This is a genomic window from Haloferula sp. BvORR071 (assembly GCF_000739615.1).
Lineage (GTDB): Bacteria > Verrucomicrobiota > Verrucomicrobiia > Verrucomicrobiales > Akkermansiaceae > Haloferula.
Window position 1 is genome coordinate 294,942 of sequence record NZ_BATP01000007.1, and the last position, 20,741, is coordinate 315,682.

At 61.7% G+C, this 20,741-nt stretch carries 22 protein-coding genes and 1 tRNA gene; 7 read left to right on the forward strand and 16 right to left on the reverse strand.

Translation table 11 applies throughout. From position 1 onward, the window contains the following. The first annotated feature begins 112 nt into the window (after positions 1-112). The 4 genes from BV071_RS06520 (at position 113) to BV071_RS06535 (ending at position 5,073) form a co-directional block, all read left to right on the forward strand. Positions 113-2,173 (forward strand): sodium-translocating pyrophosphatase, encoded by a 2,061-nt coding sequence (locus tag BV071_RS06520; protein ID WP_035603637.1) that lies wholly within the window; start codon positions 113-115, stop codon positions 2,171-2,173. A 144-nt stretch (positions 2,174-2,317) separates the two neighbouring features. Beyond that, on the forward strand, positions 2,318-2,752 hold the full coding sequence (locus BV071_RS06525) for a hypothetical protein (protein ID WP_265594139.1): 435 nt from the start codon (positions 2,318-2,320) through the stop codon (positions 2,750-2,752). Positions 2,753-2,887: 135 nt separating this feature from the next. Beyond that, positions 2,888-3,757, forward strand: a complete 870-nt coding sequence (locus tag BV071_RS06530; RefSeq protein WP_035603642.1) for a phosphoenolpyruvate hydrolase family protein — start codon at positions 2,888-2,890, stop codon at positions 3,755-3,757. A 110-nt stretch (positions 3,758-3,867) separates the two neighbouring features. Continuing rightward, positions 3,868-5,073: a Tm-1-like ATP-binding domain-containing protein gene (locus tag BV071_RS06535; protein WP_035603644.1), complete on the forward strand. Its 1,206-nt coding sequence runs from the start codon at positions 3,868-3,870 to the stop codon at positions 5,071-5,073. 9 nt (positions 5,074-5,082) lie between these two features. Here the strand turns inward: BV071_RS06535 and BV071_RS06540 are convergent, their stop codons facing one another. The 3 genes from BV071_RS06540 to BV071_RS06550 all read right to left on the reverse strand — a co-directional run bounded on the left by BV071_RS06540 (position 5,083) and on the right by BV071_RS06550 (position 6,005). Continuing rightward, positions 5,083-5,559, reverse strand: a complete 477-nt coding sequence (locus BV071_RS06540) for a hypothetical protein (RefSeq protein ID WP_052572979.1) — start codon at positions 5,557-5,559, stop codon at positions 5,083-5,085. 136 nt (positions 5,560-5,695) lie between these two features. After that, on the reverse strand, positions 5,696-5,902 hold the full coding sequence (locus BV071_RS06545; RefSeq protein WP_035603649.1) for a hypothetical protein: 207 nt from the start codon (positions 5,900-5,902) through the stop codon (positions 5,696-5,698). Positions 5,903-5,923: 21 nt separating this feature from the next. Then, positions 5,924-6,005: transfer RNA gene (locus BV071_RS06550), tRNA-Leu, on the reverse strand. A gap of 215 nt (positions 6,006-6,220) precedes the next feature. On the opposite strand from BV071_RS06550, the gene BV071_RS06555 reads away from it, so the two are divergent. Both BV071_RS06555 and BV071_RS06560 read left to right on the forward strand, forming a co-directional pair. After that, entirely contained in the window at positions 6,221-6,550 is a 330-nt protein-coding gene (locus BV071_RS06555; RefSeq protein WP_035603653.1) for a hypothetical protein, read from the forward strand. Between the two features lie 155 nt (positions 6,551-6,705). Further along, the gene (locus BV071_RS06560) at positions 6,706-7,050 is read left to right on the forward strand and encodes a hypothetical protein (protein WP_035603656.1); all 345 of its coding nucleotides are present in this window, start codon (positions 6,706-6,708) and stop codon (positions 7,048-7,050) included. A gap of 22 nt (positions 7,051-7,072) precedes the next feature. Here BV071_RS06560 and BV071_RS32580 read toward each other — a convergent pair whose 3' ends face one another. The 4 genes from BV071_RS32580 to kaiC are packed head-to-tail and all read right to left on the reverse strand — an operon-like array spanning position 7,073 to position 11,987. Then, the gene (locus tag BV071_RS32580; RefSeq protein WP_052572980.1) at positions 7,073-9,547 is read right to left on the reverse strand and encodes a PAS domain S-box protein; all 2,475 of its coding nucleotides are present in this window, start codon (positions 9,545-9,547) and stop codon (positions 7,073-7,075) included. A 1-nt stretch (position 9,548) separates the two neighbouring features. Continuing rightward, positions 9,549-9,911 carry a circadian clock KaiB family protein gene (locus BV071_RS06570; protein WP_265594140.1) on the reverse strand — a complete coding sequence of 121 codons (363 nt, stop codon included), beginning with the start codon at positions 9,909-9,911 and terminating at the stop codon, positions 9,549-9,551. 10 nt (positions 9,912-9,921) lie between these two features. Further along, positions 9,922-10,248 (reverse strand): circadian clock KaiB family protein, encoded by a 327-nt coding sequence (locus tag BV071_RS06575; RefSeq protein WP_035603661.1) that lies wholly within the window; start codon positions 10,246-10,248, stop codon positions 9,922-9,924. Beyond that, positions 10,245-11,987, reverse strand: coding sequence for a circadian clock protein KaiC (gene kaiC, locus BV071_RS06580; RefSeq protein WP_035603663.1), 1,743 nt, complete (start codon positions 11,985-11,987; stop codon positions 10,245-10,247). The genes BV071_RS06575 and kaiC overlap by 4 nt, the downstream gene beginning before the upstream one ends. A gap of 294 nt (positions 11,988-12,281) precedes the next feature. Between kaiC and BV071_RS06585 the strand changes: the two genes are divergently transcribed. After that, complete coding sequence (locus BV071_RS06585) at positions 12,282-12,719, forward strand: DUF2383 domain-containing protein (protein ID WP_035603665.1); 438 nt, start codon at positions 12,282-12,284, stop codon at positions 12,717-12,719. Between the two features lie 35 nt (positions 12,720-12,754). Here BV071_RS06585 and BV071_RS06590 read toward each other — a convergent pair whose 3' ends face one another. The 9 genes from BV071_RS06590 to BV071_RS06630 all read right to left on the reverse strand — a co-directional run bounded on the left by BV071_RS06590 (position 12,755) and on the right by BV071_RS06630 (position 20,740). Beyond that, complete coding sequence (locus tag BV071_RS06590) at positions 12,755-13,897, reverse strand: HAMP domain-containing sensor histidine kinase (protein ID WP_035603666.1); 1,143 nt, start codon at positions 13,895-13,897, stop codon at positions 12,755-12,757. A gap of 184 nt (positions 13,898-14,081) precedes the next feature. Beyond that, on the reverse strand, positions 14,082-14,525 hold the full coding sequence (locus BV071_RS06595; protein ID WP_265594141.1) for a hypothetical protein: 444 nt from the start codon (positions 14,523-14,525) through the stop codon (positions 14,082-14,084). Positions 14,526-14,757: 232 nt separating this feature from the next. Then, a complete protein-coding gene (locus BV071_RS06600; RefSeq protein WP_265594142.1) occupies positions 14,758-15,777 on the reverse strand; it encodes a BatD family protein in 1,020 nt (339 codons plus the stop codon). Beyond that, a complete protein-coding gene (locus BV071_RS06605) occupies positions 15,774-16,403 on the reverse strand; it encodes a hypothetical protein (RefSeq protein WP_052572981.1) in 630 nt (209 codons plus the stop codon). The genes BV071_RS06600 and BV071_RS06605 overlap by 4 nt, the downstream gene beginning before the upstream one ends. Then, positions 16,400-17,320, reverse strand: a complete 921-nt coding sequence (locus BV071_RS06610) for a VWA domain-containing protein (RefSeq protein ID WP_035603672.1) — start codon at positions 17,318-17,320, stop codon at positions 16,400-16,402. The genes BV071_RS06605 and BV071_RS06610 overlap by 4 nt, the downstream gene beginning before the upstream one ends. Beyond that, positions 17,320-18,342 carry a VWA domain-containing protein gene (locus BV071_RS06615; protein ID WP_035603673.1) on the reverse strand — a complete coding sequence of 341 codons (1,023 nt, stop codon included), beginning with the start codon at positions 18,340-18,342 and terminating at the stop codon, positions 17,320-17,322. The genes BV071_RS06610 and BV071_RS06615 overlap by 1 nt, the downstream gene beginning before the upstream one ends. Continuing rightward, the gene (locus tag BV071_RS06620) at positions 18,336-18,794 is read right to left on the reverse strand and encodes a DUF4381 domain-containing protein (protein WP_035603677.1); all 459 of its coding nucleotides are present in this window, start codon (positions 18,792-18,794) and stop codon (positions 18,336-18,338) included. Before BV071_RS06620 ends, BV071_RS06615 begins: the two co-directional genes overlap by 7 nt. After that, entirely contained in the window at positions 18,791-19,759 is a 969-nt protein-coding gene (locus tag BV071_RS06625) for a DUF58 domain-containing protein (RefSeq protein ID WP_265594143.1), read from the reverse strand. The genes BV071_RS06620 and BV071_RS06625 overlap by 4 nt, the downstream gene beginning before the upstream one ends. 12 nt (positions 19,760-19,771) lie before the next feature. Next, entirely contained in the window at positions 19,772-20,740 is a 969-nt protein-coding gene (locus BV071_RS06630) for an AAA family ATPase (RefSeq protein ID WP_035603680.1), read from the reverse strand. Between the last annotated feature and the right edge of the window lies 1 nt (position 20,741).

A 20,741-nucleotide genomic window follows, 5' to 3' on the forward strand; every position in this document is an offset into this window, starting at 1 on the left:
TCCGACAAATTTCACCCTCTATCGCGGGTCAAACCTTTTTGTATCCTCCTTTCCGCTTGTCAGTTAGAGTGGATCATTCATGGTCCAAGCTAACGTAACCCAATCTCTTCCTGTGCAGCAGTTCTTGACCGATCATGGCATCGGAACCTCCCTCGCTCTCGGTGCCGTCGGACTCGGTGCCGCCGTCCTTCTGATCCGGTCCGTCCTGGCTTCACCCAGCGGCAACGAGCGCATGGCCCAGATCGCCGGCGCAGTGCAGGAAGGTGCGAAGGCTTATCTTCACCGCCAATTGGTCACGGTCCTGATTATCGCGACCATGTTGTTCGTGGCGATCTTCATGCTGCGCGACAAATGGACCGCGCTCGGTTTCGTTATCGGGGCCGTCTGCTCGCTGGCCGCCGGCTACATCGGCATGATGGTCGCGGTGCGCGCGAACGTCCGCACCGCCCAAGCCGCTTCCGTCGGCCATCACGCTGCGCTCCGGGTGGCCTTCAATGGTGGCGCGGTGACCGGCCTTCTGGTGGTCGCCCTCGGCCTGCTGTCAGTGGGTGCCTTCTATCTCGGAGTCTTGGAATGGAGCGGCAACCAGAAGATGGCGATCGACTCGCTGGTCGGCCTGGCACTGGGCAGCTCGCTGATCAGTGTTTTCGCACGCCTCGGCGGTGGCATTTATACCAAGGCGGCGGACGTCGGCGCTGACCTCGTCGGGAAGATTGAACAGAATCTCCAGGAAGACGATCCGCGCAATCCCGCGACGATCGCCGACAACGTGGGCGACAACGTCGGCGACTGTGCCGGGATGGCGGCCGACGTGTTCGAGACCTACGCGGTGAGCCTGATCGGCGCGGTGCTGGTCGGGTACCTGACGGCGGCCGGGCACGCGGATCAAGCGATCATCTTTCCTTTCGTGATCTGCGGCGTCTCGATCATCGGGGCGATTCTGGGCATTGGCTTCGTGAATTTGGCCCGGATCGAGGCCACGAAGGCCCTGATCGGTGGGGTGATCGTCAGCGGGCTCGTCTCCGCGGGCCTGTTGCACCCGGCGACCCATGCGATGTTCGAAGGCGGGCTCAATTTCATGGGCAAGCCCGTGAGCTCGGGGGCTCTCTACAACTGCGTGCTGATCGGGATCGCGATGACCTTCGCCGCGGTGGCCATCACCAACTATTTCACCTCCACCAAGCACGCCCCGGTGCGGCGCCTGGCGAAAGCCTGCGAAACCGGCCACGCCACGAACATCATTGCCGGCATCAGCACCGGTCACCACGCCACCGTCCTGCCAGTGCTTTGCATCGTCGGCTCGATCTGGTACTGCCACTCGGAGGCCGGGCTCTATGGCATCGCGATCGCGGTGGTCAGTATGCTGAGCTTGTCCGGCATCATCATCTCGCTGGATGCCTTTGGTCCGATTACCGACAATGCCGGCGGGATCGCCGTGATGAGCGGCCTGCCCGAAGAAGTGCGAAAAGTGACCGACGAGCTGGACGCCGTGGGCAACACCATGAAGGCCGTCACCAAGGGCTACGCCATCGCCTCCGCGGGTTTGGCCGCGATGGTCCTCTTCGGCTCCTACGTGGAAGAATTGAAAACGGTGATGAAACAGGACTACCGCTTCGACCTGATGGACCCGCGGGTGATCATCGGTCTCTTCATTGGCGGCTTGCTCCCCTTCTCCTTCACCGCCTTCGCCATGGATGCGGTGGGCAGCGCTGCGGGCGCGGTAGTCAAAGAAGTGCGCCGCCAGATCCAAGCCTTCCCGGGCATCCTCACCGGCACGGAGACACCCGACTACAAGACCTGCGTGGACATCGTGACCAAAGCAGCGCTGCGCAAGATGATCCTGCCCGCCCTGCTGCCGTTGGTTTTTGTGTGCGCGGTCGCTTGGATCCCGGCCCTCGGCCCGGTCGCCCTCGGCGGCGTGCTGGTCGGCACCATCGTTACCGGTCTCTTCATCGGCATCGCCATGACTTCCTCCGGCGGAGCCTGGGACAATGCCAAGAAATATGTCGAAGATGGCAATCACGGGGGCAAGGGCTCCGCCGCCCACCAGGCGGCCGTAACCGGCGACACCGTGGGCGATCCTTACAAGGACACCGCCGGACCAGCCGTGAATCCGATGATCAAGGTGGTGAACATTCTTGCTATTTTGATCATTCCCCTGCTCGCCCGCTGACAGATTTTCCCGCGCGGCAGGCACGCCGATTGCACTCCCTATGCCGCTGGTTTTCAACCGCTTCATAGGAGCATCCTGATCTTGTGATCAAAGCGCCTTGCAGAGGGGGTAAACTTGGCCTTAGTTCGCCCTCCCGAAAGAAAAATGCTGTTCCGTTCCTTGGCGACTGATCCCAACTCGCGCTCCCGCTCTGTACACGACAAGCGACCTTACAACGTCGCGGTAACGTTGACCCTGCTGCACTATCTCTGCGTAGTGGGATTCCTTACCTCGCTGGTTATCTTGTCGCTGAATCCCAAGGTCGATTCAGTGGAGCTTTTGATCGGCTTCGTGGTCGCCACCGGGGTGACGTGGCTGATTGCCTACTTGAAGCGCCGCTCGGCGCGCTGCCCGCTGTGCAAGGGCACGCCGCTGCTGGACACGGGGGCCTCGAAACACGCCAAGGCCTACCGGCTGAGGCCGCTGAACTACGGTAGCACGGCGGTGCTGGGTATCCTTTTCCTTCACCGCTTCCGCTGCATGTATTGCGGCACGCCCTATGATCTGCTGAAGAAGCCTTCGAGCCAGCGGTATCACTAAAGGACCGAAGTACGCCGCCCGCAGTATCTCCCGCCCGGAAAATCAAGGCTCCGCGGCCGCAGGTGCTTTGGCGATAAACGGATGTGGAACCCCGGGAGCTAGACGTTTGGCCCGGAATTCGTCATAGACTACGCCATGCCGAATCCTTGGACCGGAAAAGGAAATCCCTACACCCGCAGCGAAGTTCTCGAACGCCTGCACGATACCCTGTCGAAGGGCCTGCCCATCATCGCGGCGGGCGCAGGCACCGGGATCAGTGCCAAATTCATCGAAAAGGGCGGAGCCGACCTGATCATCATCTACAACTCGGGCCGCTTCCGCATGGCCGGCCACGGCTCAACCGCCGGGCTGATGGCCTACGGCGATGCCAACGCAGTCGCCATGGAAATCGGCGAATACGAGGTGCTGCCGATCGTGGAGGAAACGCCCGTGATCTGCGGCGTGCATGCCACCGACCCCCGCCGCCGGATGTGGCACTGGCTGGGCAAGGTGAAGGACATGGGCTTCAGCGGGGTGAACAACTTCCCCACCCACTGCATCATCGACGGTAAATTCCGCCAGATCCTGGAAGAAACAGGCATGAGCGTGAAGAAAGAGTTCGAGATGGTGGCCCTCGCCCGGAAGATGGACCTCTTCAGCATCGTGTATGTGGATGCGCCGGAAGAAGCGAAGGCGATGGCCGAGGCCGGTGCCGACGTGATCATCGCCCACGTGGGCACGACCGTCGGCGGCTCCGTGGGGGTGGTGGATGCCACCATGTCCCTGCCCGAGGCAGCAAAGCGCACCCAGCTCATCATCGATGCCGGGCGCAGCGTGCGCGAGGACATCATTTACCTGAGCCACGGCGGCCCGATCAACACACCGGAAGATGCCGCCTACATCAATGAGCACACCGACGCGGTGGGCTTCGTGGGTGCCTCCTCCCTGGAACGCATGGCGGTAGAGGAATCGCTCACAAACCTCACCCGCACTTTCAAGGCGATCCCGGTGAAGAGAAAGCACTAGGAAATTCAGAATAACGAATTCCGAATGAAGCGGGGTATGAATCTGTACCCTGCTTTCTTCGACACACTTCATTCGGCATTCGGAAATTCTGAATTCATCATTGGCTGTTTATGAAAACCATCGCGGTTCTCGGCACGCTCGACTCGAAAGGTGAAGAGCATGGCTTCGTGGCGGATCTGATCCGCAAGCGTGGCCATGCAGCACTACTAATCGATGTCGGCAGCGGCGGGCCGCCGCTGATTGTGCCGGACATCACCCGTGAAGACGTCGCGGCTGCCGCCGGGCTAGATCTGGCACCGCTGGTGGCCAAGAAAGACCGCGGCGAGTGCGTGGTGGCCATGTCGCAGGCCGCACCGGTGATGGTCGCAAAGCTGGCGGCGGAAGGGAAGATCGACGGGATCATCTCCCTCGGTGGCGGTGGTGGAACTGCCATCGGCACGGCTGCGATGCGGGCCCTGCCGCTCGGCTTTCCCAAGCTGATGGTGTCAACTCTGGCGAGCGGCAATACCGCCCACTACCTCGGCACGAAAGACATCGTGATGATGCCAAGCATCGCCGACGTGGCGGGACTCAACCGTTTGTCGCGAGTGATCTTCAGCCGCGCCGCGGGAGCCATCTGCGGAATGGTAGAGGCAGAGATCGAGACCGCTGCGGCCAAGCCGCTAGTGGTCGCAAGCATGTTTGGCAATACCACCGCCTGCGTCACCGAGGCGAAGCGGATCATTGAAGAGGCGGGCTACGAGGTCTTGGTCTTCGCTGCTACCGGTGCCGGTGGCCGCTCCATGGAAGCACTGATCGAAAGCGGGATGGTCGCCGGGGTGCTCGACATCACCACCACCGAGTGGGCAGATGAGCTTGCGGGCGGGGTGCTCGGCGCCGGCCCCGAACGCCTCAACGCCGCAGCGAAGGCGAAGGTTCCCGCGGTAATCGCACCCGGCTGCCTGGACATGGTGAACTTCGGCGAGCAGGTCTCCGTTCCCTCGCGCTATGCGGAGCGCCGTTTTTACATTCACAATCCCCAAGTCACGCTGATGCGGACCACTGCGGAGGAATGCGCGGAACTCGGGCGCATCCTCGCCGAGAAGACAAACGCCTATACGGCTCGGGCCGCGATCCTAATCCCCCGCAAGGCGATCAGCGTGATCAGCGCCGCAGGCCAGCCCTTCCATGATGCAGCCGCGGATGAGGCGTTGTTTGGTGCGATCAAAAAGCACTCGAAACTACCTCTGGAGGAGTTCGAACTGGAGATCAACGATCCCGCTTTTGCGCGAGCCTGCGCGGAGAGGCTACTCGCTTGCATGGCGGCGGAGAACTGAGCCCTCGCTTCAGCGAGGCTGGTCATTCTCCAAGCGCTCCCAAGCGGCGCGCGCAGCGTGGCGGGCTTCTTCCCAAGTCAGCCGGGAGCTACCCTTGTGGCGCTCCCATTCGGCAGCGAGTTCGGCTTCGTGAGCCTCATCCCACTTGCGGGATAGCGGCGGCCGCTCGGTGCCTAGGCGGAAAGCTCCCTGGTAGTCGTCGTAGTTGTATTCGGGCCTGTAGAAGGGCTGGCTGCGGTAGTTTTCGCGCCAGTAGTCCTCATTCGCAGCCCACCCGCCGGCGCCAACGACCTTGCCGATCATGCCACCGGCAGCGGCTCCAGCGAGGGCACCGGCAACAGTTCCCGCCGGCCCGGCAAGCGAGCCCGCTACCCCACCGAGGATTGCTCCTCCGGCAGCACCAAAGGCAATTCCCGCCCCATCCGCATCCCGATCCTTGGCCGGGCTCTTGGTGACATCTTCATCCGGTTTGATCACAGCTCTCATGGCTGCTTTGCAGCGCAAGCCGTGCCGGGAACTGGAAGCATGGGTGCGAACGGGTTAAGGGACTGGTCCCCCACCCCTCGCATGCAAATCCCGTTTGCGGAACGTGCATTTTGCCCGTCCCCCCGCGGATTCAGGGTTAATCGAACATGCCTTTGACCTTGTCCAGAATCCCGCCGCCGAGTGCGGAGAGATCGGGAGTCTGGCCGGCCATCAGCGAGTCCACCATGCCTTGGTATTCGGGCGGGAGCTTCGCCTTGACGAAGTCTGCCACGGTCTTGATCGCGCCGTCGACCTGATCGGCAGAGAGGCCGAGGGCGGTGAGTCGTTCTTTGAGTTCGTTCATGGCTGGATTGGGGTTGGGAAGTACCGGGAACAGGACTCGAACCTGCACACCTTGCGGCGCCTGAACCTAAATCAGGTGCGTCTACCAATTCCGCCATCCCGGCATCTCGCGGCGGCCTTTTTAGGCGAGAGAGGCCATGCTGGGAAAGGCATAAATTGATGAACCCGACTTCCCTTCAACTTCTTCGCGGCAGTCCCGCTGTGCGCGGAGGGAAACAAAGATTCAAGCCGCCCATATCCCCGGAAATTACGTAAGGGGCGAACACTTATAATGTAAAAGCCGCTTTCGTCCTCGAAAATGCGTGTTAGAAACCCTGCCATGGCAAGTCGCAAAAAGAACTCACCGAAGGCCCGGCGTTATACGCTCAAGGAGAAGGAGGATATTCTCCGCTATGTCGAGAGCGTGAATGCCAAGCAAGGCCGCGGCGGCCAAACGGCAGCAGTGAAGAAATATGGCATCTCAGCCCTCACCATCTCCACTTGGTTGCGGGGCAATGGCAACGGCGCGGTCGCCCACCTCAACGGCAATACCAAGGGCGTGGGCGGTGTGATCGCCAAGCTCGCCGCGCTGCACTCTGAGATCATCGCCAAGGAGAAGCAACTCGCGGCCATGCAGGCCGAGTTCGCGAAGTTGAAAGCTTCGATATAATATCGTGAATCGCGAGGACCGTGCAGCCCCCACTGCCGGTCCGATCCAGTAGATAGACGAGCGCTGCTGAAGTATCGGAACAAGCAGCCCTACCCAAATTGGGTCGCGGATTGACCGCGTTGCAGGAATCATCTATCGAGTAGCGAGGAGGTGAGATGAACTTCATCGATCAGTATCGCACTCAAACCGTCTTCTCTTTGCTACAGGCTGCCGTGATCATTGGCGGCTCGCTGATGGTCGGCACCATGTTGAAGGCGACCGGCAAGGCGGATCACTTTGAGAATTTGCCCTTCATCCTCCGCTTCGTGCGGAACTGGGGTTTTCTCCTCTGCGTTATCCCGTTCGCATGGGTCGGCGTGACCATCCGCTTGGAACGCCAAGGTCATTTCAACCACCGCTGGACCGTGGCCTCTGGCTTCGCGGTCCTGGGCGCGTTGGCATTTTACATGTGCGGGCTGATCATCCGCGCCGGGATCTCCCCGATTTCCTTGGCGGAGTAATTGCCGCTCCGAAAGATCGCCCTCAGCCGAGATCCTCCAACCAGCGGCGCAGTTGATTGAGGTCCGCAGGCTTCACCAGATGCTCGTTGAAGCCAGCGGCATGTGCGCGCTCGCGGTCTCCGTCGCTGCCGTAGCCGGTCAGGGCGACGAGGAAAGCCTTGGTGAGGGAAGGAATCTGGCGGAGCTGGCGCGCAACCTCGTAGCCATCCATGCCGGGCAGGCCGATGTCGAGTAGCACGACCTCCGGACGGAACTCAGTGGCAGCGACGATTGCATCGGGACCATTGTTTGCAACGCGCGTCTGGTGACCCGAGAGTTCCTGCAGGAGTGCCATGCTGTCGGCGGAGTCGTGGTTGTCATCCACGATCAACATCCGCAGTCCTTTGCGAGAGGCCCGCGGAGCGGTGGCGGATCGAGTCTCCGACACGGGGCAGTCGAAGACCGGCAGGCGAATCGTGAACACGCTGCCATGACCGAGACCGTCGCTGTACGCGCTGATGCTGCCCTGATGCATGGCAACCAGGCGCTGCACGATCGTCAGGCCGATCCCCAAGCCGCCATGCGCGCGATCAAGAGTGCGGCTGGACTGCACAAAGAGATCGAAGATTCGTGGCAAGAGTTCGGGATCGATCCCGGTTCCGTCATCCGCCACGCGGACCAGCACCTGCCGTCCATCGGCACTGAGTTCTGCGGCCAAGGAGATATGGCAGCCTGCGCCACCATATTTGGAGGCATTCCCCAACAGATTGCCGAAGACTTGCTCCAGACGGGTGGGATCGGCATGGAGATGAACCGGTTGAGGCGGCAGGGTCAGAGTCAGCTCCTGGCCCTGCGAGGCGCAGCCCGACCGCACCAGGGAGGCGGCAGAAACCAGCACGCTCTCTAACAAGACAGCCTGCTTGCGGAGCTCGATCTTGCCCTCGGTGATGCGCGAGACATCGAGAAGATCGTCAATCATCCGGCTCATGTTCTCGATCTGCCGACGGATCAGCCGCTGGGCGGTGGCGCGCTCGCGCGGCCCGGTATCATCGATCTGCAGGATCTCCGCGGCATTGCGCAGAGGAGCGAGCGGATTGCGGAGCTCGTGGGCCAGCATCGCGAGGAACTCGTCCTTGCGGCGGTCGGCCTCCTCAAGCGCCTTGGTTTGTGCCATCAAGGCATCCTCCAGCTTGCGCTGTTCAGTGACGTCCTTGAAGTAGCAGACCACCCCGTGTTTGCCGCCAGGCAGAGTGAGACGCTGAACTTCCCATTCGAAAGATTGCATTTCGCCGGTATCCACCCGCTGCTCGGTGAAGCGTGGCGAGATCCAGCGTTTGCCAGTCTCCAGGGTGCGGCGGAAGATCTCCGTCACTTCCGCACCAATCTCCGGCCCCCAGAGAATCTCCATGGTTTCGCAAAGCGGGCGGCCGATCAACGGCTCGGCGGCGGCGAAGATACCCCGCGCGCCGGCATTCACCTGCTGCGTGCGCAATTGGTCATCCACCACGTGCACGCCACCCGGTGCTTGGCGAATAATGTTCACGAAGAGCGCCTCGTTGCGCCGCAGCGCTTCTTCGGCTGCCTTACGGCGGGTGATATCGTTGAAGACGATGGCTACCAGCGGCTCGCCAAGCTCACCGATCTTCATGGCGCAGAGGTCATACCAACGGCCGATCGAAGGGGCTTCCCGCTCGAAGCGCGCGGAGCCGCCCTTGCGCGAGATCTCACCATAGATGCGGTACCATTCGTCTCCTTGTCCGGGAAACACCTCCCGAGAAGTCTTCCCAACAACATCAGACAGGCCGGTCTGGGTCACGAAGGAGGGATTCGTCTCGAGGTATCGATAGTCATACGCCTCGCCTGCTTCATTGAACATCACCTCGACGACGCAGAATCCCTCGTCGATCGAATTGAACAGGGTGCGATAGCGTTCCTCGGAAAGGCGCAGGGCCTCCTCCGCCTTGCGCCGCCCCGTGATGTCGCGGATCACCGCCAACAGGCCGCCCGGTTTGCCATCGCGGTCAACCATGCGGCTGACAGAGGACTCCACGTGGATGCGCGTGCCATCGCGGCGAATGTGGATGTTTTCCCCGCGCCAATGGCCGGTCTCCGAGATCTCCGCATTGGCGAGCGCTTCGTCCTCCGGGCGAATCCATTGGTATGCGTAGAGCTCGGTGAGAGGTCGGCCCAATGCCTCCGTCACCGGCACGCCGTACTGTTCCTCCGCGGCACCATTGAAATAAATAACGCGACCGGCATCGTCCAAGGCGACCACTGCCTCGCTGACTTTGGAAAGGATGTCGCTCCGGAAGCGGTTCGACTCCAGGTCCGAACTTTGCAGGACAAAAACCTGCGGGCCCGGGTCGCCTTCAACGATGAGGGCGTCCACCTCGCCTTGGCGGATCGCCCGAAGAGTATCTTCCGCTTCCTCCAGGCGCGCGCGCAGCTCGGCGTTCTCCGCGCGAAGTTCCTCCTCCGCCGGTGTGGTCAGCACTTCGATAGGGTCTTGCAAAGACATGCTAGCCTGACGCGGATGTGGTGGTTGCAGGAGCGACGCCGAGCCCGGAGAGAAGACGCGGGGTATTCGACATGTCGCCAATGAAACGTCGCAAAGGCAGTGGTAGCAGTTTCACCAAGGCGGGAATTGCGATGATCTCATCCTTTGCCGCCAGTTCCGGATGCATGAAGAGATCGATCACCTCAAGGTGGTGGCGACCGCTGAGATGCTCGTCACAAAGGCGCCGGATATTAGCGATCGCCCGCAACGATTGCTGGCTGGTGCCGGTGACATAGAGGCGCAGCACAATGGTTGCAGCCTCCTTGCGGATAGCTGCGGCTTCCATCTCCCGATGGCCCGGGTCGGCTGACGGGCCTTGTTTCATGAGCAGTCCATTAATCCCGGAGCGGCTGGACATCCAAGCCCACCAAAACCCGCTCTTCATTCGAAAGATCACCGATGATCTTTTTGATAGGCTCGGGAAGGCGACGAACCAAAGTGGGGACCGCCAGGATCTGGTCTCCGGCGGCCAGTTGCGGGGTTTTCAGCAAGTCGATCAACTCGATCTTGTACTGTCCCGCGAGGTGGGTTTCACAAATTCGCTTGAGATTACTGAAGGCGGTCAGCGACTTCTCGGTCTGGCCGGCCACGTAAAGCCTCAGTTGATAAGCTGGCACCGTAGCGCTGGCCGCGGACTTGGTGGGGACTTTGGATTCTTTCATCGCTTTCCTTTTTTGGCGGGTTGGGAAGGACTGGCGGAGCCGCCCCGCAGTGATGCCATGCTCTCCGTGCTTGAGCGTATAATCTCGTTCCGTGTTGCTTCTTCCGCAATCGAGAACTCCAGTTCCGCGGCTTCCGAATCCAATTCCGCCTTAAGCGCGGAAATCTGCGATTCGATGAGCTTCCTCTTGTTGGCGAGCTGGCGCAACTTGCGCGCATGATCCTGGCGCTGAAATTCGGCGGCAGCCCGCTGGCGGGCCTCCTGGGCAACACGCGAGGCTCCCGTTAGCACGCCATCTGAGCCGATGTAGGCATCCACCATGGTGATTCCTTCGTTGCCGAGGATGAATTCGCGGATCTGGTTCGAGTGGGACATCCCGCGCGCCTTGAGGACGAAAATCGTCCGGTTGCGCTCGCCATTCTGCTCGTGGTTGCGCAGCAGCAGCCAGACATCCATCAGCGAGGAGACGCCGACTTGGGATTCCTCGGCGGCAAATTGCTCGCCGCCGCTGGTCAAGCTGGTGAAAACTGCCGTGATCTGCTGCTGCTTGAGATTGTCGATGAGCCGCATCAGCGTCGGCTTCACTTCTTCCTCGTTGCGGCTGAGGGTGAGGTTGCTGATCGGATCGACCGCTACCACGCTGGGTTTGAAGCTGACGATCAGGTCGTGCATGGAGAGCAAGTGCTGTTCCAGTCCCTGCAAGGTCGGCCGCGAGGCATGAATCTGGAGCAAGCCCTTCTTCACCCACGGTGCGAGATCCAAGCCGATTGAGCGCATGTTCCGCACGATCTGGTCCGCCGATTCCTCGTAGGCGAAGAGAATCGCACGCTCACCGCGGCGGCATGCCGCATCGACGAAGCTCGCACCGACGCTGCTCTTGCCGGTGCCGGGTGCCCCCGAAACCAGCACGCTGGCGCCGCGGAAGACACCCTTGCCATCGAGCATCTGATCCAGTCCGGCGATGCCGGTCGGGACGTGCTCGACCGGCGCGCCATGATTGAGACGGAGCGAGGTGATTGGCAGGACCGAGATCCCGCGCTCACCAATCAAAAAAGGATACTCGTTCGTGCCGTGGGCAGAGCCGCGGTACTTCACGACGCGCAGTCGCCGGGTCGAGATCTGGCCGGTGACCCGGTGATCGAGGGCGATCACGCAGTCCGCCACGTATTCCTCCAAGCCGTATCGCGTGAGGGCCGTTTCGCCGGTCTCGCCGGTTACCATGGCGGTGATGCCACGCTCCTTCAGCCAGCGGAAGAGGCGGCGCAACTCGGCCCGCAGGATGGCATGGCTCGGCAAGCCGGCAAAAAGGGCTTCCAGGGTATCCAGCACCACGCGCTTCGCGCCGATGCTGTCGATGGCGTGTCCAAGGCGGATGAAGAGCCCCTCCAGGTCGTATTCGCCCGTTTCCTCAATCTCGCTGCGCTCGACCCGCACGTGGTCGAGGACCAGTTTCTTCTGGGTGACCAGTTTCTTCAGGTCGAAGCCGATCGAGCGGACGTTCGCGGTCAACTCCTCGGAGTTTTCCTCGAACATGATGAACACGCCGTTTTCACCGAATTCGGTGGCCCCACGGACCAGGAATTCGGTCGCTAGCATCGTCTTACCGGCACCGGCGCTGCCGGACACTAAGGTGGGGCGCCCCGCAGGCAGACCGCCGTCGGTGATTTCATCCAAACCGGAAATGCCGGTGGGGGCCTTGGGGATACCGATGGGTTGCAGGGGAGAAGCGTTCTTCGCCATAATCTAACGGAATCAACGTGTACCTGTTTGGAAGGATGCCAAGCACGGATTATAACGCCTTTTCGCGGAATGCGCAAAATTCAGGAAATGATCAGGTGGAACAGTTGGTGATGAAGAGTGGTTGATAATTTCGCCAATCCCCTACGGGCTAACTTTGCAATATGCCGGGTTTAGGGCGCAGCTTGCACACTCTCACGCGCCGGCCCCATGCCGCGGCGAGCCCAAGCAGGCGGTATTGGAATTGCTGGAAAGAAGCTTCCGGCAGATTGCCGGCCACAACCCACAGATAAGGTCATGAATGCTACCGATGAATGCATCGATGTCTGCAACAGACTCCTGCGTGGCGAACTCTCCGCCATCGAGACCTACAGCCAAGCCATTGCCAAATTCGAGAATGACCCGGAGCGCGCAGCGCTGGAGGGCATTCGTGAGGAGCATGAGCACATCGCCGCGCGGCTGCGTGAACACTTGGACGACATGGGTGCCCTACCCTCGGCAAGCTCAGGAGCTTGGGGCAGCTTCGCCAGGGCGGTCGAGGGCACTGCAAAGGCGCTCGGCAAATCCCTGGCGCTCGAAGCACTGCAACAGGGCGAAGAACACGGTATTGATGAATATGAGCGGGCGCTACGCAACCCCGACGTGATGATTGAGATCAAGACGGTCATTCGTGGCAATCTGCTGCCGGCGTGTTCCGAGCATGTCGCTGCCCTGATCCGCTTGCGCAATCAGTAGGCAGCAATCTGTCCCGCGATATCGCGGACGGTAGTTTAAGACGGAGAAATATCGAATAAGAGCTCGAAGCGAGCGCCGCCATCTTTCTGGCTGCGTGCTGCGATCTTGCCTCCATGCATGTCCATGATGCGTCGACAGAACGCGAGGCCGAGGCCGCTACCCGGCGTACTGCCGACATTGCCCCCGCGCACCCCGGACTGGAAGATCTGATCGACATCCGCTTCAGCGATACCACGGCCATTGTCGGTGACCTGCACCCCGACCCGGCCGTCCTGCTGATCCCCTGTGACAGAAATCAACGGTGCCTCCCCGTTGCGATACTTGATCGAGTTCTCGAAGAGGTTGATGAAGAGCTGCACCAGCATGGTGTGGTTGCCGCTCACTGCTGGCAGCGCGGGCACTCCCGTGACCTCGATGCGCGCCTGGGTCTGGCTGATCAGCGGCGCGAGGTGGAGTCGGGCAGCCTCAATCACGCCACCCAGATCAGTCCGCGCGAGTTCCCCGGGGTCCACCCGCACCATGGAGTCGGCGTGGAGTTCGCGGATCAGCGCTTCCATCTGCCGCAGTGAGTGCGTCGCCAGTTCCAAGCGCACGAGGACATCTTCCGGCTTTCCGGAGCTTGTGGCCTCGCGGGCCATCTCGGTGAGCATGAGCGCATTGTTGAGCGGGTTCCGCAGGTCATGGGTTACCAAACCGGTGAATGCGGCCAGATCGCGGTTGCTGCGGGCCAGTGCATCCTCCGCTTGGCGGGTCGCCGTATGCTGGCGCTGCAGCAGGTCATGGGCTCGATGCAGGCCGGGTAGCTCGAGCGCCTTCGGAGCGATCCGGAACAAGGCCACCACTGTGGCCCAAGACACGAGCGCCGTGATCACCTTCATGAGTGCCGAGAATCGGTAAACCGGCGAATAGAAGATCACCGCATCCGTTAGATGCGTGGCACCACAACTAAAGATAAATGCAGAAAACAACCAGAACAACTTCGGGAACACCAGCTCTGATCGCTTCAGCCACCAGTAGGTCGCCAAGGCCAGCGGGATCATCGAATAGGCGGCGGCGATGGCGATATCCGACACGATATGAAACCAGCCGTGCAGCGGGCTCCAGCGCCCGCAATTCCAACGTGCCGGGAAGTCCGAAGTATCGAAGAGATCGGACAGGGAGGCGAGGAAGAGGCTCATGGCGCATGTCTTATCAAGCTTCCTCGCCGGAACAAGACGAAGCCGTGACGCCTGATAATTTTCAGCTTTCCGCTCCACGCTCTGGCTCCCCCATCCCCGGCCCCAATCCAACTCCCCACCCGACGTGAAGATAGCTTATAGATACCGTAACTTTATCAAAATCAACGCTAGCACCACTCGAAATTCAGTGGATTCCCAGGGTCCTCACCGCCAGAAAGCCCACAAGGTGGACCCCGAAGATCAGAAGGGCTCCGAGAAGGGTTCCACGAATCCGGGCCCGCGTGAGGGCCGCCGGATAGGCCCGGGCCTGGAGGCAGATCGACGAAAGGCTGAGAAGAAGGATCCCCGCATAGATCGCCGGAAAGACGAAGGGCCCGCAATCGACCACCAGCTTGCCATAGATTTCGCCCGCCAAGACCCCGCAGAGAATCGCAAGCCCGGCGGTCATGCTGACTTCGGGCAGATAGACACGCCCCAGATCCTTCAGCGATCTAACGGTCCAAGGATCCCGCTCGGAGCGCACCTTGCTCGCATCGAAGGGCACCAGCGTGGGGAGAGCACGGGCGCGACGGGTCTGGTAGGAGCGCGGTGGCGGAATCCGATCATCCCGGCGTCGCCGGCTCGGCACCGCCGCCACAGGCTGTTGCGGGGGTAGCGGACTCGACGACGGGGACGAACTGGCGGGTAGGGAAGGAAGAGTAGGCATGGCAATGACGGAGGAGCGTCAACCGCCCGTCCGGCATTCCCCGTGCCAAGCCACTTTATGGTCCAAAGTCGTTAAGGATGTGGTGAAGCTTCAAAATGCGCAGCGCGCAATTTTTTCCACACCCTGCAAATGATGCAGTGTTAGAACGGGCAGCCTACTTCCTAACAGGCACTACCGATGGAGGATTCAAGGGCGCGAGATGACGCGGGCGAAGGCGCGCGAGGAAACGGACCAGTGCATCCCTGAAGCGATAAGCGAGCAACGCAAGAAGCACGGCGCCACCGAGAATTCCGATCGTGAGCATGCCATAAGCTCGCCACCCGCGGTGCAGTTTAGCCGTCCATGGCACCGGTGGCTCGGGCGGCATCGGGACATCGAACACCCTCGCCTCGAAGTCCTTGTGCTTCATTTCCTTTGCAGCCGGATCCCACCAATGGACCGTGAAGGGAGGAATCACGAAGTGCCCGCCGGTCTTACAGACGTAGGTGACCTTGTCCACGCGCTTGCCTTGGAGTTCGCCACGCTCGCTGCGGTCGTCGACCAAAGGATCTGCCGGGTAGATGCCGAGTCCCGGGATGCTGCCAGCCACGAAGGGCGGAAAAGCCATGCCGGGGATATCGGAGGCAGACCAAGAGATCGTGCGCACAAAAGCGTCGCCGGTCTTCGCCTTACTACCGGGAACCGGCTGCCAGGTCTCAATGACATCGAGGTCATCGGAACTCACCAGCGCCTGCCCGGCCTCCGCTCCGGGTGGCAGCACGGCCTTGAAGCTCACCTCCTGGGTCTTCACCGTTTGCGGGATCGAGTCGTGGTCAAGAGGCTGCCGCTTGAAGTTGATACGGACCTCGCTGGAGGGAATCACGATGGTTCCCGGCCGCTGCGCGAAAACCATCAGCTCATGGCGCTGGACGGTGTAGGCGGCGTCTCCAATCGTTTCGGTCGAGACCACGGGAGATCCCACGGGAGGGAATATCAAAACCCCGGGGACCTTCGGCAGGTCGAATGCCGCCGCACCATCGAAGTAGCCAGGGGCCAGAAGCTCTACAATCAGGGTGCTCTTCTGACCGACCCAGATGTCCCCGGATTCCTTCAGCCTCGTCCGCGCCAGGGCATCCTGACCGTGGGCAAGCTGACAAAAGGCCATGAGAACGGCCAGCCATCCAACAAGCTTCACGGCTGACCTCCTTTCGCAGCCTGCCATGCAAACTTCGCTTTCAGGAAGTCGGCCGGAGTCGTCTTGACCCGCCTTAGCCAGGTGGCCTGCAAGCTTGCATCATCGGCTGGTCCCTGGATCGGCGGCTTCTCCTTGCCGGGGTCACCCTTGCCCTTTTGGTCGAAGACGATCTCGTCCGGCTTGTAGGCCTCCGCGGACTCCTGCTCGCGTTCCTTGTCGGAAACGCCCATGCGATCGCGGCGCGTGATGGCAAGCTGCTTGTTGTCCAAGGCCTCCTGCCAACCGGGACGGAAGCCAAGCGCTTTGTCGTAGCCGGCAATAGCAGCATCATAGGCCCCATGCATGAGCCAAGAATTGGCCGCGTTGTAGGCCCCCGTTGCGCCAGGGACCCGGCCGAAGGTCTTGGCCGCAGCTTCAAACTGGCTGTCGCGATATTGGGCGATACCGATGCGCCACGGGTCGGCGTAGGTCTTGGCGGCATCCGCATAGCGCTTCTTGCGGAGCAGGGCATCACCACGCTGGTCGGGCGTGCTCCAGAAGTCGGGATCGCGGAGCGAGCCGGCTAACAGAAGCACCGCGAGAAGCACCCCAAATGCGAGCCAAGGATTGATTCGTTTCAGGTTCATGCCTTTGCGGCGGTTGGAGCCATCCAGCCCTTGCGGAAGAACGGCAGCATCAACAAGGCAAGCACAGGTGTGAGCCAGTAGCCATTGTCTTGCCAGCGATCCCCTTCCGCGGCTGACACGGGGGTGGCGAATTTCGCAGCGCGCTCGAGAGCCGAGATATCGGAATCATCGGGTGTCAGGCGGATCACATCGGCACCCGCCAGGTCCGCAGATTTTGTTAGAGAAGCCAACTCCGGTGAATCCGGCAAAGGCGCAAGGAGCTTCACCGGCGTTCCGGCTGACTTCCGCCACTGCGACAAGGCTGCATGCTGCTCCGGTGCAATGCCATCGCTGATCCACAGGATCGAGCCTCCACCCGCATCCTTGAGCGAGCGGTCGGCGAGTTTCAGCGCTTCCGCCGCGGCATCGCCCTCGGAGGGCATGATCTTCGGGTCGAGCGAGGCCGCAAAGCTATCGATGATCCCGGCATCGCTGGTCGCGGGCATCACGACATGAGCGCTGCCAGCATAGGCGATAAGTGCCGCCTTGGACGCTCCACGCCGCGCAAGCAGGTCATGGACCTTCTGCACTGAACGCGTGAGCCGATCCGGCGCGATGTCCTCAGTCTTCATTGAGGGTGAAATTTTCATCACCACCGCGAGCGCCGCCACATCATCCGCGAAGGGCGATGGCTCGCGCTTCCATGCCGGCCCTGCCAAGGCCACGCAAGAAACGATCCACCCTGCCAACATCCACAGCACCGGCCCGCTGCGACGCTTCCCCCTCGATCCGGTGACCAGATAGGGCACCAGGTGATCCGCGATGATACCGCGCCACTCCCGGGCGGGATCCGCATGGCGAAGCATGCCCCAAGCGAGCAGCAGAGCCGGGACCACGGCAAGCAGCCACCACGGACGCAGGAAATGAAAGTCACCCATCACGCCACTGCCTCCTTTCCAGGTTCCGCGACTGCCGGCACGACTTCGCGTCGAGTGGCCGCAGCCAGCAAGAGCAGCGCCTGATAGACGAGCGACGCGACCACACCGATGCCAAGCGGCCACTGGAAAACATCGCGTTTGGGACGATGGCTTACGGTCGCGGCCTTGCGTTGCTCAAGGGCATCCAGCTTGTTGTAGATCTCCTCAAGCTGTTTGCGGTCGGAGGCGGCGGAGTAGATGCCACCGGTCTCACTGGCCACCGCCTGGAGAGCAGGCACGTCCAGCGCCTGTTCGCCTGCCACCCGTGGATCGCCGACGGAAACGGTGTGAATCACGATCCCCTTCCCTTTCGCGATCTCGGCCGCCTTTGCCGGAGGAATCTGGCTGGCGGTGTCATTGCCGTCCGTCAAGGCGATCAGCACGCGCTCCTTCATATCGCTGCGGTCGAACATGGTGATGGCCAGACCGATGGCATCGCCGAAGGCCGTCTGGGGTCCTGCCATCTTCGTCTGAGCCTCGTCTAACAATTGGCGGCAAACCGGCAGATCCTCCGTAAAAGGGGCCTGCACGAAAGGCGCGCTGCCAAAGAAGATCAGACCGACGCGATCGCCCTGGCGCTTCGCGAGGAAATCATCGAGCACTTCCTTCACCGCGCTGAGCCGGTCCACCTGCTTGCCAGCCGCATCGGTAAAATCCTGGGTTTCCATCGACCCTGAGAGATCCACGGCCAGCAAGAGATCGCGCATCGGAACCGACTTCGAGACCGGAGGCCCGATCCACTGCGGTCGCGCCAGCGCCAGCACAATGCCGATCCATGCCAAAGGTAACACGACCCAGCGCCACCATACGCCATGCAACACGGAAGCACCTGGTCCCGGCTGCTGTCCGCTGGCCCGTGCCAGCCGCTCCATGAAGGGCACTTGGAGGCCCGGGCGCGGCTCGCGGTGCGGCTGCCACAGGGCTCTCACCACGAAGGGCAGCGCCAGCAGGAGCAAGAGCCAGGGATATGCGAGTGTCAGCATGAGGCACCTTCCTTCCTGTGTCTCATGATCCACTCCCGGGCAGCTTCACGTAGCGAACCCGCATCGTTCGCCCGTGCTCCACCAAAGGCCAATGCTTCCAGCTCCCGACCCGGACCTGCGACGAAGAGATCCATATCCGCGCTGCGGTCGAGAAATTCCAACCATGCCGGTCCTGTGAGCGACGCTACCTCTTCCCGGGGCCAGACGCTGACAGCCACCCGCTTGAGCAGCCCGGAAAGCTGATCAGGTGGAGTCTCCAGCAATAGCGCCAGCGCCTCCCGGCGATAGCGGTTCGCCTGCCAGCGCATGAAGGCCTTCAACAGAAGGGTGAGCAACACGAGTGCGAGCGCACCTAACAGGATATGCCATCCCGGTGTGGGGGGCCACCATGGCTGCGGTGCCGGGACTACGACATCGTGCAAGCGGTCGAGACTGGCGGGGTCGGGATTCATCGTCGTCTCGCTTGGCCCAGGAGGCGGCGCACCTGCTTCGCCACATCCTCATCGGTGCTGATCGGCATGATCGGCACCTCGCGTTGGATCAGGAAGTGCTTGGCCGCTTCCAGACGCTCTTGGAAGTCATCGTGGAAGGTCTCCCGCAGCGACTTCTTGCTGGTGTCCGCCTCCAATTGGAGATCTCCCGCCGCGAAGACCCGCGGACCTGCCTTGGGCAAGTCCATCTCCAGCGGATCGTGGATGAGCACCACCATCACGTCGTTGTGCGCTGCGATGCGGCTGAGAACCGCATTGGTCTCGCCATCGCCGCCGCTGCCATCACTGACCAGAATGACCAGCGTATCGTGCTTCGCCAATTGCTCGGCGCGGTGCAGCGCGACATTGAGCATCTCCGGCGCGGGCCTGATCCCGGCGCTGAAGGACAGCGCGCGGTTATATTCCACGATTTTTCCTAACAGGCGCATCACCGCCCCATTGCTACCACCGGCGGGCAAGGCCTCGAACCCGGCGTCGCCGAAGACGATGCCCGCCACCTCGTCCTTCATCCCTAGGATCGTCCACGCCGCGAGGGCAGCAGCCTCTGCAGCGGTCACCGACTTGAAGTTCGTCTTGCTGCCGAAGAACATGGAAAGCCGCTGATCCACTACCAGCAATGCCGTCCTCCCATGCTCTTCGGTATAGACGCGGGTATGCGGCACCCGGGTGCGGGCGGTGACCTTCCAGTCCATCTGGCGGATGTCATCGCCCGGCAGATAGCGGCGGATCTCCTCGAAGTTCAGCCCGCGACCCCGCAGGCGCGAGGCATGGCGCCCGGCCAGAATCGAGTGCAGCGGCTGCCGCGGCAGGAAGCTCAGGCCACTGCTCCGGTAGCGCAGGCGCATCAGCTCGCCGAGATCCGCATACACCCCCGGTGCCTCCGGAGGAGGCGTGGCGCGCATCGACGGTAGGATCGCCTCGTTCATGGCGGGATATCTTCAGGGAACGGCCACCAGCTTGAGCACCATGCCCATAAGGTCGTCATTGCTCTTGCCCTCCGCCCGGGCCTCGTAGCTTGGAATGATCCGGTGGCGCAGGCAATCGGCCGCGACTGACTGCACATCCGCAGCGGTGACCTGCTTGCGCCCCTGCAACCAGGCATACGCCCGCGAGGCAAGGTCGAGCGCCAAGGTGCCGCGCGGGCTGGCACCGACGTGCAGCCACTTCGCCAGATCCTTGTCATAGCGCCCGGGATTGCGGGTGGCCGAGACGAGATCTACGAAGTAGCGGTCGATGGCATCGCTCGTGGCGACCGCGGCAATCTCCTTGCGGGCATCGAAAACGACTGATTGCGGAATCGGCGTCGCATCAGCGGAAGGACCGCCGGACGACTCCTCACCGCGGCCCAGCCTGAGCACCTTCAGCTCATCCTCATCCCCCGGCTGCTGGATGAAGATGTGCATCAGGAAGCGGTCCATCTGCGCCTCCGGCAAGGGGTAGGTCCCCTCTTGCTCGATTGGGTTCTGCGTAGCCAGCACCATGAAGAGCTCTGGCAGCTTGTGGGTCGTCCCGGCCACCGTCACCTGCCGCTCCTCCATCGCCTCTAACAGTGCGGCCTGGACCTTTGCCGGCGAGCGGTTGATCTCATCCGCCAGCACCAGGTTCCCGAAGATCGGCCCCTCTTGGAACTTGAATTGCCCCTTGCCGCCCTCCTCGTAGTAAATCTCCGATCCCGTCACATCCGCGGGCAAGAGATCGGGTGTGAACTGGATGCGGCTGAACTTGCTTTCCAGGTGCCGCGCCAGCGTCTTGATCGCCCGTGTCTTGGCCAGACCAGGCAAGCCCTCCATCAGGATATTGCCATTCGTCAGCAGCGCGATGATCAAGCGCCCGATCACGGCATCCTGGCCGATGATCGAGGCGCTGATCCGCTGCTTCAGATCCTGGATCTGTTCGAGCGTTGTCATA